The sequence below is a fragment of the Nonomuraea sp. NEAU-A123 genome, from assembly GCF_018603905.1.
In the GTDB taxonomy this organism is placed as follows: Bacteria; Actinomycetota; Actinomycetes; order Streptosporangiales; family Streptosporangiaceae; genus Nonomuraea.
This window is the reverse complement of record NZ_JAHFZZ010000030.1, coordinates 11669-25252: the sequence shown is the minus strand read 5'-3', so window position 1 is coordinate 25252 and position 13584 is coordinate 11669. Positions and strand designations below refer to the sequence as shown.

Here is a 13584-nt window from a genome sequence, read left to right as displayed (position 1 = left end):
CCAGGGTGATGACCTCGTGGCCGCGCAGCGCCTCGAGGAACGGCTGGAAGCTGCCGCAGACGCAACAGCGCAGGACCGTGCCATCGACCCGCACGTCACTGACTCCCGACGCGCGCGCCACCTGCCGTACGGGCGGTGCGCCGACGAAGCTGACCTCGACGCGCTGCATCGCCGGCTCCTCGGACATGCTCGTCACGGTAGGCAGCGGGGCCGGACCGCCAATATCCCGGAGATTCGTGATTCGGTAGTAGTGTCCAGGTCAATCATGGCCAGACCGCCGCGCCCCTCGGGCAATCTGCCGGCCGAAGCGACCAGCTTCGTGGGCCGCCGCCACGAGCTGGCAGACGTCAGGAGAAAACTCACCGAGGCGCGCCTGGTCAGCCTCGTCGGGCCGGGCGGGGTCGGCAAGACGCGCCTGGCGATCAGGATGGCGGCCGATCTCGGCCGCGGGTTCCCGGACGGGGCGTGGCTGGTGGAGCTGGCCGAGGTACGGGATCCGGCCCGGGTCGGCGACGCCGTGCTGACGACCCTGGACTTGCGGGACCAGGCGGCGACCGAGCCCTTGGCCCGGCTGCTGTCCTACCTGCGCGACAAGAAGCTGCTGCTGGTGGTGGACAACTGTGAGCACCTGGTCGAAGCGGCCGCCCGGCTCGTGACAGAGGTGCTGAAGGCCGCGCCGGGCGTGCGGGTGATGGTCACCAGCCGCGAGCCGCTGTCGGCGCCCGGCGAGCACGTGGTCCCCGTGCCGCCGCTCGAACTGCCCGTGCCTCACACGGCTCTCGCACGGCTCCGGCAGAACGAGGCGGTCGCGCTGTTCGTGGAACGTGCCGCGGCGGGATCGGGCGCGTTCGAGCTGACCGCGGCGAACCAGGCGGCCGTGGTCGATCTGTGCCGCCGGCTCGACGGCCTGCCCCTGGCGATCGAACTGGCAGCCGTCAGGACCCGGGTCCTCACCGCCGGGCAGATCCTCGATCGCCTGACCGACCGGTTCGGGCTGCTCGTCGGGGGTGGCCGGGCCGCGCTGCCACGCCATCAGACATTGCGTACGACCATCGATTGGAGCCACGACCTGCTGGCGGCGGGCGAGCAGAGGTTGTTGCGGCGGTTGTGCGTGTTCGCGGGCAGGTTCACGCTGGAAGACATCGAGTACGTCTGCGACTCCGCGGATGCGTTGGACCTTCTGTCGTCGCTCGTCGACAAATCCCTGGTGACGAAGGAGGACGCCGGAGATCTCGCCTGCTATCGGCTGCACGAGACGATGCGCGAATACGCCGTTCTCAAGCTGCGGGCAGCCGGTGAGCAAGAGGCCGTCGAACGGCGATTCGCCGACTACTACAGAACAAGGTGCCAGCGTTCCACGGCCGAGGCCCGATTTCAGCTTGTCGAATGGCTCGACTGGATGAACCTGGAGATCGACAACGTCCGATCGGTCCTCCGCCGATCCCTCGACCAGGAGGATTTCTCCGGCGGAACCGCCCTCGCCGTCTCCCTCGGCTGGTACTGGATGACGCGGGCGACCAACGAAGGCATTCGGTGGCTCGACGAGCTGATCGCGTCCGGAGGCGGCGATGCGCAGGGACACTTCATGCGCGGATTCCTGGCCGTGCTGCAGTCCGATCCGGTAACCGCCGGAACGGCGCTCGAAAAGGCGGTGGCGGCGGCCCGGGAGCCGAGTCTGCTGTCACAGTCGCTCGCTCTGGCCTCGATGGCCGCGAACATGGCCGGTGATCGCGCATCCGCCAAGCGCCTGCTCGGCGAGGCCCGCGCGGCCTGCGACGACCTCCCGGCCACGCTCATGTCGCTGCAGGCCCAGTCACTCAACGGACTGTTCGACGGCGATCTCGACAGCGTGAGATCCGCGTCGTCACAAGGCGTACGGATCAGCCGGGAAATCGGCGACCTCTACAGCCTCGACATGATGCTGTTCAACCACGGCTCCGCCATGCTGATGGCCGGCGATCTCGGCGAATCCAAGCCCCTGTTCACAGAGGCGCTGCGAATCGCCCAGCGGATCGACGACCGGGTGGCGCAGTATTGCCTGCTCGACGCCTTAGGCTGCCATGCCGCCGGCTCAGGCGAGGCGCGACTGGCGGCCCGACTGCTGGGCGCGGCGGAAACCGTGCGCACAGGCGCGGGCGCGGACATCCTGCCCTTTCTCCTCCCACTCGTCACCCGGGCCGAACAATCGGCGGCGGCGGAACTCGGGCCCTCCAGGTTCGAGTCCGAATTCGAGTCGGGAAAACACTTGAGCCGAGCCGCCGCCATCAGGCTGGCACTCGGCGAATCGCCCCAGGTCCCCGCCTCCGCCTCCGCCGACGTGGCACCACTCGGGAAGCGCGAGGCAGAGGTCGCGCGACTGGTCGCGGACGGCCTGAGCAACAAGCAGATCGGGGCCCGGCTTTTCATTTCCGAGCACACCGTGGACAGCCATGTTCGCCATATTCTGAACAAGCTCGGGTTCAAGTCGCGCACTCAGATTGCCGCCTGGATGGCATCGTCCGAAAGGCCAAAGACGACCCCAGGCAGCTAATCCGATCGCCTCCCGAGGAGGGAGATGCGCGATCACCACGAGTTGGGAGCCGCCTTGGGAACTCAAGCCCCATAACTCTTCCTTACGAGTCAGCGGCAGAGCAGTGGCCGAAGGGTCGCCGCGCCCTGGTCACGAGTACGGAGCGAGGAGCCTGTGCGAGGGGGCGTTGCTGTACCTGTGTGCTGTACGGCAGAGGCCAGGGCGTGGTTGAACGCGCCGCAAGAACTCAGCGCCTTGCCTCGCACGCCCGCTGAAGGGTTGGTGGAATGGGTGGCGATCCATTACGGGAGGAACGCCGGGTGAGCACGTCACGTCGAAGATCACATGGAGGCTCCCCCACGAAGGATCAAAATCGCGATCGCCTTGATCCTTTCCCCGGCCCCGGCCGGAACCGTGATGGCACTGATCACGCTGCTCGCCCACGCGCAGAGCTCACTCACCCTGCCGTACTACGAGGACCAGCGGGAGATCTCGGCAGCGATGTGGCACTCAGCGGCAAGCCAGTCCAGCACGGACATCCGCGACCAGCTACTCGGGCTGGGAATACTCACCGCGGTGGCCTCCGCCGCGTTCGGCGTGACCGCATGGAAGGTATGGCGTGGAACACGCCGGCCCACGCTCCTCCTCGCGGTGGCCGCCGGACTGACCGCCATCTACGTGGCCATGCTCTGGATATTCCTCAAGCAGCCGTCCTCCTTCTTTATCGTGCCCGACGGCGGGGAACTGACGCACGTCATCGATCTGAGTCAGCCCGGTTGGTACTCCCCCCTCCGCGGCGCCCTGCTCGTTGCCGGCACAGTCGCCCAAGTACAGGGCCTCGTCCTGCTGACCAGCAGCCACGGAGTGTCATGGTTGACCAGGCATCAGAAGCAACCCGTCGAGCAGGAATCCCCACCCCTGTGGGCGAGCCCGTCCCGCCAGGCAACCGTGCTGATGTTGCTCACCCCGGCCTTGCTCCTGATCTACGCCGCAGTGAACTATGTCGGCTGCCTGGCCGGTCTGATCAACGAGCGCGGCGAACCAGACCTCCTCCCCAGCGCCTTTCTCCTCGACATGCAGGTCCACGTCAAGTACCTTGCGATCCCGGCCATCGCTGTCGTGGTGGGCGGCCTGATCCTGCTACTCAGCCACGGGCGCGCACGGGCATGGGCCGGCTTGATCGCTGGATTCTTCGGATTGCCCTACACAGAGGCCCTGCTGGAGTCCGCCCTGCATTACAGCGACACGAGCCGGTTCCACAATTACGTGGCCACGGGGATCGAAACACCCTGGTGGAACCAGCCCGCGGTATCAACCACAGGCATCGTCATTCTCCTCCTGCATTTGGCAAGCCTGGCCCTCCTCTTCCGCACCCCCACCCCCCAGAACAAACAACGTAGTTCTGCTTTCAGTTGACATCTGGAAGCGGCAGCTTCGGCATGCGCACAGCCGAGAGGATGCGAACCCTATCCCTCTGATCCGTAGGGAACGGCAGACAGCTTGTCGATCACATCGCGGGGTCAGGCTCCTTCACCCACATCCGCGACACCGCCACCGAGAATGGCCAGCAGGGCTGGATGGCCTGGGCCATCGCCGTCTGCATCGACCTGACCTGCGTCATGGCCGCCCGCGGACGCCAACGCGACAAGAGAACCGGACGCATCCAGCACGGCCCGCCGTCCTGGCCTGTGCTCGTCCTGACCGGCGGCATCATCCTGTCGCTGGCCGCCAACCTGCAACAAGCCGCCCCACCCGTGTGATCGCATGCGACGGCGTTGCTGTACGACGTGCCGTACAGCAACGCCCTTGACTTCTTGCTCCCAAAGCCACTCACCCATGATCCACAACAGGACTTCTATGGGCTCTGAGCTGGAAAGACGGTCGCTGGGCGTCCGTTAGCGTCCGAGCTTGTACGCTCCCGTCGCCACTCGGTAAGCCTCTCAGCGAGCCACTGTCAGTAAGCAAATATCACGTTGTGTGATGCCGAGATGGTCCAGTCATGCTCCCAGTGGAGCAGGACAAGAGCGGTACGGGTGATCTTGCCGATGCGCCAGGGGTCCAGGCTGACCCCGCGCAGGGCCTTGAAGGTGACGGTGAGCAGGGCGTTGGCGCGTTCACCGACTCTGCGCAGGCCTCGTAGGAGCTTGTTGCAGGTGTGCTGGTCGTCGCTCACCTTGTGCTGGCCGGTCTTCTTCTTGATCGGGACGTGGATGTTGCCGCCGTGGTGTTTGTGCTTTCCGGACCACCACAGGTCGGCGCCGTTGGGGCCCGGGGTGGCGACACGATCGGTGGCGATGAGGATGCCGTCGAGATTGATGTGGGTCAGGCCGGCGTTCAGGGCTTGGTGCAGGTCTGCGGCTTGGGCGGTGAGGACGTCGAGTTAGTGACGGCCTGGCGTGGGTTGGGGGTCCGCATGAATCGGCAGGTCCGCCCGGCGATCGCGCCGCCAGGCAAGCAGCGCGATCGCGACAATGATCTGCACCGCCACGATGAATGCCTGCGTCATAGGCGAGCTGACGCCCAACAGCGCCATTGTCGCGTTGACGCCGAAGTGCACCGCGATTGCCGCCGCAACCCCAGCACGCTCATAGGCGTAACCGGTCAGCAGCGCCATCGGAAGGACGCTGATCGTGAACAGCAGCCCACCCCAGCTGATCAGACCGAATGCAGCCTGAACAGTCCCGTGGACGAAGAACAGCGGCAGATGCCATACCGCCCAGACGACACCCAGCAGCAGGCCGGCCCGCAGGCGGCTCATCGACGCACGCAGGCGTGGATATGCCGTGCCACGCCAGCCGGGCTCTTCGGCCAACGGCCCAGCGATCAGCATGCTGACGACGAACGGTACAGGTCCGCCGACGGCCGCGATCAGACTCTGCCCCGCCGTTGAACTCACCGCAGGACCACCCAGGAGGTACGCGAGCAACGCGGCTACCAGCACGGTTGCCGATGCCATCACCAGCAGGGGCAGCACCCAGAGCAGTCGCGCGCTCAACCGAAGTCGCACCGTATGAGCAGGAGCGGGCTGACGGCGGCGAGCGCGTCCCGCTCGGACCACGATCGCGCCGATCACCGGACCGAAGCCGCCTAACAGGTAGGGAACGACGGTGGGGAAACTCATCGGCGATCCACCGAGTCTGATCGCAATAAGCCAGAGAGCCCAGCTCGTCGTGAATGTGACCGTCCAAAAAGCGGCAAGGCCGCTCTTCTGGCGAACAGGAGTTGAGATGGTCATGCCTTCTTCCTTCCACGGGTATCGCATGAAGGAATTCCTGATTCCTTCCACAGGAGGCGAGCGGAAACTGCAATTGAAGCATTCTCGACGATCAGCGGCAGAATGATACGACCGGCCGCGAGCCCCGAGAGCAACGAAAATGAGTACGCTGACCAGACGTAGCGCCCAGCCGTCACCCGACCTATCGGAATGGTCGTATTAGTGACTATTCCGTCCCGCCAGGGAGAACCCGTCCGCTCTACGGGGCGAATCTCCTGGACACCCCTGGAGCCGGAGGGCGAGCCAGCCGGCCACTTGCGCGAGCAGGTCGGCGTCAATCGACCGGCACAGCAGCCGGAGATAGGAGCGCCCCGACGGACCACCGGAGTCGGACCGGCCGGTCAGGACGCGTAGTGCTGCGGCGGCATCGTGCCGGTTGTTGGCGAACCCGGTCGCGCGCCAGTCACCGGATGTGGCGTCGACACCACGCCGGCCATAACCCAGTGTGGCGATCCTGTTATTCGCGAGCGTGGCGGGCCGAGCTCTATGCGGAGCCGGCCGGCGTTGGCATCGCGGTCCAGTCGCCCGCTTCCGTGCAGCAGCAGGACGGCCGGGTGCGGGCCGGGGACCCGCGGGCAGGGTTAGGGTGCCGACCAGGGACAGTCCATCGTCCGCGGTGGCTGTTCATATCGACATCCCACATGTCCCACCTCTCGTTGTTCTCGTCTTTGAGAACATTATCGTAAGTGAGAATATTGGTCCATGGCAACCGCAGACCTTCTCCTGCATCCCGTCCGGATGCGCATCCTGCAAGCGTTGTTCGACGCTGATCCGCTGACCACCGCACAGTTGCGCGACCGGCTACCCGACATCGCACCGGCGACGATGTATCGGCACATCGCCGTATTGGCCGACGCGGGCGTGCTGGAGGTGGTGGAGGAGAAACGGGTGCGCGGCACGGTGGAGCGCAGCTACCGGGTACGCCCGGAGCAGGCGGTGGTCGACCCCGCCGCGCGGACGGCGATGACGCGGGAGGATCACCTACGGGCGTACACCACGTTCGCGGCATCGTTGCTGACGGATTTCGACCGCTATCTGGCCCACGAGGATGCCGATCCCACCTCGGACGGCGTGGTCTACCGACAGGCGGCTGTGTGGCTGACCGAAGAAGAATTCGCCGCGATGATCGAGGAGATCGAGAGCGTGGTCCTCGCACGGGTCGGCCAAGCTAGGGATGACGACCGCATACGTCACGTCATCAGCCTCGTCGTCGTACCGGACAAGCCCAGGACAGAACACGTGCCGGACGCTGATTGAACACCGAACTGCGGACCCGTGCCGCCCCGACGGCCGCCGAGTCGGGAGAAGGGTCTCAAGGACCTCATGGCACGAGGCAGATCATCCGCGGAGCGGGAACTCGGCGTGTTGGTGCCAGCGGTCGCCGTCACTGACGAAGAGACTGACCGACGCGACGTTGGCGGTGACTGGCAGCCCTGCGATCAGCGCGGCTTCCACCTCGTCGTAAACGTGGGCCTGCTGGCCGTGGGCGACGGTCAGGTGCGGGATGATCTCCGCGAACTGTCCACCGTAGGGCGGCGCTTCGGGCCACCGCGCCGCAACGGCCTCAGTCAGCGTGCGAAACGGCTGGTCGGGCGTCGGCGCGAGGTAGAGCACGTCAGGGAAGCGCCGGCACCTGGCGAAGCGGACGGTGAACGGGCTGTGCTCACCGAGCAGTGCCCCGAGATCGTCGATCACCACAGCGTCGATGCGATCGATGTCCAGAAACGGCACGAGCACCGTCACATGGGCGGGGACCCCGGCCGAGGCGGAGGTATCGAAACGCTGTCGCCAGCGCCCGGCCAATGGCTCAGCTTCCTTCACCACGGCGAGCAAGGCCGTTTCACCTGCTCGGTAGCGTCCTGATGTGCCGTCCGACATGGTCCAATGATCGCAAACCGCACCACATGGCGGTAACCACAGGACCGAAAGCCACCGCATCGCGCAGGCCGTCTGAGCCTGCAAAAGGGTTCAGTCATCGCTCGATCTGGGCGGGCCGTACGTTCTTCAATCGGACCAGCAGTTCTCGGGCGAGCGCCAGTTCGCGGTCCGGTCGCTCAGGAGGACGACCGCGTTGTGTTGGTCCGGCACCAAGGGCAGAAAGAGATCGGCACGCACTCCGTGCGGGATGCAGTCGCCTGCGGTCACGACCATGGCGTTGCGCCGGAGATGCGGGCAGTAAGCGATCGCCTCGGAGACGCACGCCTTGCAGGAGCCGTAGCCATTCAGAAGGCCATGGAAGTTCCGCTGGAAGGCGGTGTCGCTGAGAAGTAACAGCGCCCGGGGGCTTGCGGTGAGAGCATTGATGCGCTCGGCAACTGTGCATGCGCCTTCCTCGGCGTCGCGACGCTGAGGCGGACCCGGCGGCGGTGCGGCCGGCCCTGTTCGTGCTGGGCGCGCTCACCCCGATGCTGCTGCGGTTCTTCACCGGCGGTACGCCGGGCATCGTCGTCTCCATCCACGCGCGAACAATTGCGGTTTCCGGTAAGTGTGATGACGCTCCCAGGCGTGTAGAGGGTGTGGAGCAACTGGAGTTCGAGGAGTTCTACCGAAACAGCAGGGACGCGTGCCTGCGTGCCGTACTGGTCGGCACCGGGAACCCGCACCTGGCCGAGGACCTGGTCGCCGAGGCCTACGCGCAGGCGTGGAGCGCCTGGCGCAAGGTGCGGGCGCATCCCGCGCCGCGCGCCTGGGTCGTACGCACCGCGCTCAACACCCATGTCTCGTGGTGGCGTAGACGCCGCCGTGAGGTCGCCCTGGCCGGCCAGGACACCGAAGGACACCAGCAGGCGCAGGGCATCGACCCCGCGCTAATGGCGGTCCTGCGGCGCCTGCCCAGGCGGCAGCGGGAGGTGGTGGCGCTGCGGGTCTTCCTCGACCTGGACACTGAAGCCACTGCCAAAACCCTCGGCATCGCTCCGGGCACCGTCACCACACACCTGGCACGGGCCGTCGCCACACTGCGCAATGACCTCGCCACCGCTATCACTCAGGAGGGCCAACCATGAACGACGTCTTCGACACCATGAGGGAGTCGATGGAGGGCGTGCACATGCACACCCCCGTTGAGCGGATCGTCGCGGCAGGCCGGGCGCGCCGCCGCAGGAAGGTCACGGCGATCGCGGCGGGGGCCGCCGTGGCCGGGGGGCTGTCGCTGGCCGTCGCGACCGGCGGCCCGCAGGTCAACGGGCCTCCCGCGGGCGTGCACGTCCAGCTCGCCGCCTTCTCCGTCAACAGCAACGCCGACGGTACGGTCACCGTCAAGCTCACCAAGGAGCAGACCCTCGACCCGGCGACCCTGGAGAGCACCTTGGCTCAGGCGGGCATCCCGGCTGACATACGGATCAACGAGTTCTGTAATTCCCCGGTCGACATCCCGGGCTTCGACAAGGTCATGTCCAGCAGCAAGGAGGAGGGCGGGCAAGTTGTGATCACCGTCGATCCGGCGGCTATGCCCCCTGGGACGAAGATCATCGCTGGGATCAGAACGTCCGACTACCTGCCGGACAGCCCGAGCAAGCTGGGCGCCGTCTTCGGCCTGGCCCACGTCGACGACACCCTCCAGTGCAGCACCGAGCTCCCTAGGTAGATCCGGTGAGGGGCGCTTTCCCCCGTCTCTGGGCCTGTTCAGCACAGCCAGGCCGTACCCGCCGCACCCGCCTGCCAGCGTCATGGCGATCCATGGCAGCGGGTCGGCGCCGTGCTGAACGAAGTGCGGCGGGGGCGTGGGCTGAACACCAGCGGCACGAACGCGGCCCCGTCACCACCAGTCCTGCGACCAAGCTGCAGCGCTGCTATTTCTCATCGACAATTCCGGCCCGCCACCGCCACAGGTGCTGTCCAAACTGACCGACAAACGCTGCTACTCGTCACCGACGCGGTGATACGACGGAAGCCCCTGGCCATCTGACCTCGAAGCGGACAACCTCGATGCACTGAACAACCAGCTTCTAGCCGTCCGGATCTTCGCCTCTTCCCCTACCTATCGTGCGGCCGACAAAGCGACCAAGGAACTCATGACCTTCTTCAGAGCAGATGGAAAGTGCGATCAAGGACCGCTTACATCGGCGTTCGACGACTACCTAAGACTGATGCGCAAGGAGCTCGGCGTGAACTGATCTGACGCCAGGGACAGGAGCACTGCCTGCGTTGCTGTACAACGCTGCTCTATAGAGATCAAGAAGGCCCCTTCCAACTCTCGAAAGGGGCCTTCTACCTGCGAGCCGACGAGGGGAATCGAACCCCTGACCTTCTGTTTACAAGCCAGTACGAGACCGTCCACGGCTGTCCATCGCTCTCACGATGCCCAGGTCACGCCCTGCTTCAGAGGACCGGCCATCCACCGCCATCCGTTATCGTCTCAGGGAGTTGTTAGCATCTCTGTTAGCAAGATCGTGCCGCGAGGCCGCCAGCGTTACCCTACCGAATGCCTTTCCGAGAACTCTCGGCCCCTACCTTAACGGAGCCGTCAGCATTGTGGCGGTCGCGTTGGCCCAACTGTCCGCCCATCTGCTACGACACTTCGCCGCGCTATGGACTGCTGGGTACGCTTTCACAGTCTGCCGGACTCCAAGCGGTACGCCAGCGCCGCAGCCGAATGCCTGATCTTGCTCGACCACTACAAGCACTCTGCCCAGCGGCCTACCCGTCCTGATCCCAACGTCCGCCGTCTCCCTTCGAGCAGCTCAGGCCCGATAACGCCACCGCCAGCGAACGCTAGACGGCTGGCGATGCAAGGCCAAGTAGCCTGTTGACCCGTCGGCGGGCGATGGCTGCCACGCCTGGCCCATGCCAGCCTGACAGCGGGCGCCCTCCTGGGGGGAAGTGACACTGGCGCTGTCCCCCGACGTGACTCTGGATTACCTCGTCAATCTGGTGAATCTGACGCCCGTAGGGAATTGGAGTGAGCCGCCGTCTATGGTCTGCCCTTCATCCTCTACTTGTACGTAGTCAGGGCGCTCTTCCGTGCGGGATGGCGGGGGCAGCCGGAGCCTAAGGTCCGGCCCGCCGACCGCCGCGCCCCCACCGAAGGACGCCGCGCTCACGCGGATGCCGACATCTGCCCTCTCATCGGACGGGGCCGGCTGTCCTACCCACGCGCCGAGTACCTATTCAGGACCGCCACCGCCACCTACGACCCGCACGGGAACGGGTGGACCCTGCACCAGCTGCGGCACTTCGCCTCCAGCACCTGGCCGCCGTCGGCCGCACCGCGCCCGAACTCCAGGCCGAATCCCGCCACCAACACCTGCCCAGCCTCGGTGCCTACGTACGCCTCAGCGAAGAGACCTCAGCCCGCATCGCCGCCGAAGCAGACTCCGCCGCCGCTCTGCTGATCAACCGCGCCGGAGCCGAGCTCAACTTCGCTCCTGGTGCGCTGATCCTTAACGACACCCCTCATAGGCAACTATAGATGCTGCGTGGATCATCCTGTTTCTGGCGTATCCAAGCCATAATGGAGCGGTATGCCCTCGGCATTCCAGAGCTACCGCCCGTCGGCGAGTTTGCCCACAGATTTAGGTTTCGTTCCGCCAGCCAGACCTCGTCGTGAAAGACGCGGAAGGCGTCCATGTGGACATTCTCGCCTGCCATCTCGTGGAAAAAGAGAATCTGTGACCGCATATGCGTTATGAATCTGAGCTTTCGACCGGCCTGCTCTACGTCCTGTAGCGACGAGATTGCAGCCTGGAGTTCGGCCTGGTTGACCGGCGGTCCAGGCGAACAGTCGATCATGAAAGCCGCGCCTTGAGCGCCTGTCGTTGTCGGACAGATGCGGTGCCACTGGATTACGCGGTCGTCGGCGCCGGCTCTGAGCTTGCCGAGCCAGCAGCGGTAACGCCAAGCGCGGGGATCAGATGTTGCAGCGACTTTCTGCTCCAAAGCCATTAGCGCAGAGTCGAATCGCTGTTGCGCGATGGCAGGCAGGGGGTCCCTTGGTCCCCAGGTTTCCGGCTGGGTGGCTTGTCCCTGTGGGGCCGAGGAGTCTTGGCCAGCTAGAAGGCGGTCTTGGAGAATCCTCAGCAACTCGTGCCGGGTCGCTGAAGCCAATCGCCCGTGGAATAGCCCCGACAGTTCGTCACCAGTGCGTTGGACCCCGAGTCGGGAGTGGAGCTGTCTTACATGAGATTGCGGGACTCTTGTAAAGAGGACACGCAGTCGTTGTCGGCGTTGGAGGAGCCCAGGGTCGTTGGGGTTCGTGAATCGCAGAGCAAGCTCTTGGCGGATCCTGGCCAGGATTTCTTCGAAGTCGAGGTCCTCAGGTGGCTGTATTGCGTTCACCGGTCTGCCACCTTCCTCGAACTCATCTAGGTCTTCGCCGTCACTCTCGGACCCGTCCAACAGCCCTTCCTCTTTGGGCTCATTGTGGCTTGACTGGATCTCCTGTTTGATGGCGGGTGTGCCTCCGTAACCATCGGAGACAAGCTGAAGGATCTCATGGACCGGCCGGAATGGGGTCTCGACCTGGTAGGCCCAGTGCTCGGTAACAGCGACCCGCGTGGGCATATCCTCGTTCATTCCAGTGGAGACTGTACTGCTATTCGCCGCGTCGAACCGCCGGTTCGCTCCTGATATATCCCTGCTATTTGCCATGATCCACTCCATGGTTTCTGCTACGCGGCCTTAGAGCGTTCCTTGGGATACGCCGCCGTTCCTGTTCGGCGACGGCGCACTGGGTGCCATGCCCTGCCGTGGGACAACGGCGATCGCGGCTGAGGAGGTTGTGTTTTGCCGGGTTGCAGCGACCGTGCTCGAGGTGACCGGGATTGCCTTGAGGTTGCGACCGGTGACCCGGGACCAATGATCGATGATCTCCAGTACCTCGCCGCGGATGCGGCTGGGAGTGGGCTGTAGCCGGAATAGGACCTCGGCCCCGGCCGTGTTGCTGAACGCACCTGCCTCAATGGCGATCAACAGACGTGATACGAGAGGGGCAAGGATGAAGAAACTGTGTGAATGAGCGTGCGAAGGTATCCCCACGCGTGCGCTTAGACGCGAAAGCCGTTCCTCAGGCGAAGTTCCGAGCGCCTGGAGGTCGATCAAGACATCGTTGTCGAAGTCGATTAAGAGGTGTATCCAGGACATGACAGCGACCGCGCTGAACTCCTCCCTAGCCAGGTTTGGCATCACAGCAGAGCCACCTCGGCGTTCGTTCAGCATGATCTGGAGACGCAATGCCAGATTCGCGATAACGCCAGCATCGGTCGGGTTCGGCCCAGCGCTGTTGCGCGAATGCTCAATCGCCCGCCACGTTTCGCGAAGAAACTGCTCGAACGTGGTGATGAAGTCCCGGTTAGCGATCTCCGCCTTTTCGTAGGGGAATGGTCCACCGTCGTCTGTGCCGTGGTTCAGGTCCATACCGAACATGCGGAAGTAGGCATTCCGCCTCGTCTTGCGTGGGTCGGATCTGAGCTGGCTGACTGTCGTAGAGGCGAGCAGGGGTTGGCCGAAGGAGTAGAAGAGCTCTTCGGTCGAGCGAAGCCACGCGTAGGTGGTCGGCCTTCGCGGCACGGTAAAACGCTCACCGTGGGTGATTTCAAAGATCACGCGTCGGATTATCTCGTCGCAGCGGGTGTTTTCCACAAGGTAGGCGTAGATCAGGTGATCCCACACAACGTTTGTTCTTGGAACTCTCGATGCGAACGCGATCGGGCCTGTTGCCGGCGGGATGGGATAGCTGGGAATGTTTGCGGCGCGACTGCGGGCGGCCCAGAGAGCCTCGATTTGGGATGCGAGTAGCCCAGCGGGTGCGCTGATCAACCGATCCCGGCCAACGCTTGCGGCGATCTGGCGGAACATGGCAGCC

General features: G+C 64.9%; 10 protein-coding genes, 1 tRNA gene and 2 pseudogenes. 7 read left to right on the top strand and 6 right to left on the bottom strand.

Annotation, left to right across the window (positions count from 1 at the left end):
• The first annotated feature begins 16 nt into the window (after nucleotides 1-16).
• The 3 genes and pseudogenes from KLK06_RS62070 to KLK06_RS51480 all read left to right on the top strand — a co-directional run.
• On the top strand, nucleotides 17-2530 hold the full coding sequence (locus tag KLK06_RS62070) for a LuxR C-terminal-related transcriptional regulator (protein WP_214643198.1): 2514 nt from the start codon (nucleotides 17-19) through the stop codon (nucleotides 2528-2530).
• 396 nt (nucleotides 2531-2926) lie between these two features.
• The gene (locus KLK06_RS51485; RefSeq protein WP_214643197.1) at nucleotides 2927-3925 is read left to right on the top strand and encodes a hypothetical protein; all 999 of its coding nucleotides are present in this window, start codon (nucleotides 2927-2929) and stop codon (nucleotides 3923-3925) included.
• Between the two features lie 95 nt (nucleotides 3926-4020).
• Nucleotides 4021-4260 (top strand): annotated as a pseudogene (locus KLK06_RS51480) (DUF2637 domain-containing protein); the annotation flags it as partial.
• Between the two features lie 203 nt (nucleotides 4261-4463).
• Here the strand turns inward: KLK06_RS51480 and KLK06_RS60950 are convergent.
• Together KLK06_RS60950 and KLK06_RS51470 are read right to left on the bottom strand one after the other, a co-directional pair.
• Nucleotides 4464-4889: pseudogene (locus KLK06_RS60950) on the bottom strand (hypothetical protein); the annotation flags it as partial.
• The gene (locus KLK06_RS51470) at nucleotides 4890-5744 is read right to left on the bottom strand and encodes a CPBP family intramembrane glutamic endopeptidase (protein ID WP_214643195.1); all 855 of its coding nucleotides are present in this window, start codon (nucleotides 5742-5744) and stop codon (nucleotides 4890-4892) included.
• A gap of 741 nt (nucleotides 5745-6485) precedes the next feature.
• Here KLK06_RS51470 and KLK06_RS51465 point away from each other — a divergent pair.
• On the top strand, nucleotides 6486-7040 hold the full coding sequence (locus KLK06_RS51465) for a helix-turn-helix domain-containing protein (RefSeq protein WP_214643194.1): 555 nt from the start codon (nucleotides 6486-6488) through the stop codon (nucleotides 7038-7040).
• Nucleotides 7041-7121: 81 nt separating this feature from the next.
• Here the strand turns inward: KLK06_RS51465 and KLK06_RS51460 are convergent, their stop codons facing one another.
• Complete coding sequence (locus KLK06_RS51460) at nucleotides 7122-7661, bottom strand: 2'-5' RNA ligase family protein (protein WP_214643193.1); 540 nt, start codon at nucleotides 7659-7661, stop codon at nucleotides 7122-7124.
• Nucleotides 7662-8104: 443 nt separating this feature from the next.
• On the opposite strand from KLK06_RS51460, the gene KLK06_RS51455 reads away from it, so the two are divergent.
• On the top strand, nucleotides 8105-8788 hold the full coding sequence (locus KLK06_RS51455; RefSeq protein WP_214643192.1) for a SigE family RNA polymerase sigma factor: 684 nt from the start codon (nucleotides 8105-8107) through the stop codon (nucleotides 8786-8788).
• A complete protein-coding gene (locus KLK06_RS51450) occupies nucleotides 8785-9369 on the top strand; it encodes a hypothetical protein (RefSeq protein ID WP_214643191.1) in 585 nt (194 codons plus the stop codon). The genes KLK06_RS51455 and KLK06_RS51450 overlap by 4 nt, the downstream gene beginning before the upstream one ends.
• Nucleotides 9370-10001: 632 nt before the next feature.
• Here the strand turns inward: KLK06_RS51450 and KLK06_RS51445 are convergent.
• Nucleotides 10002-10065: transfer RNA gene (locus KLK06_RS51445), tRNA-Thr, on the bottom strand.
• A gap of 867 nt (nucleotides 10066-10932) precedes the next feature.
• On the opposite strand from KLK06_RS51445, the gene KLK06_RS51440 reads away from it, so the two are divergent.
• Nucleotides 10933-11193 (top strand): hypothetical protein, encoded by a 261-nt coding sequence (locus tag KLK06_RS51440; RefSeq protein WP_214643190.1) that lies wholly within the window; start codon nucleotides 10933-10935, stop codon nucleotides 11191-11193.
• Here KLK06_RS51440 and KLK06_RS51435 read toward each other — a convergent pair.
• Both KLK06_RS51435 and KLK06_RS51430 read right to left on the bottom strand, forming a co-directional pair.
• Nucleotides 11178-12383 (bottom strand): hypothetical protein, encoded by a 1206-nt coding sequence (locus tag KLK06_RS51435; protein WP_214643189.1) that lies wholly within the window; start codon nucleotides 12381-12383, stop codon nucleotides 11178-11180. The two genes, KLK06_RS51440 and KLK06_RS51435, sit on opposite strands and share 16 nt — an antisense overlap.
• Before the next feature lie 18 nt (nucleotides 12384-12401).
• Nucleotides 12402-13577: a hypothetical protein gene (locus KLK06_RS51430; protein WP_214643188.1), complete on the bottom strand. Its 1176-nt coding sequence runs from the start codon at nucleotides 13575-13577 to the stop codon at nucleotides 12402-12404.
• Between the last annotated feature and the right edge of the window lie 7 nt (nucleotides 13578-13584).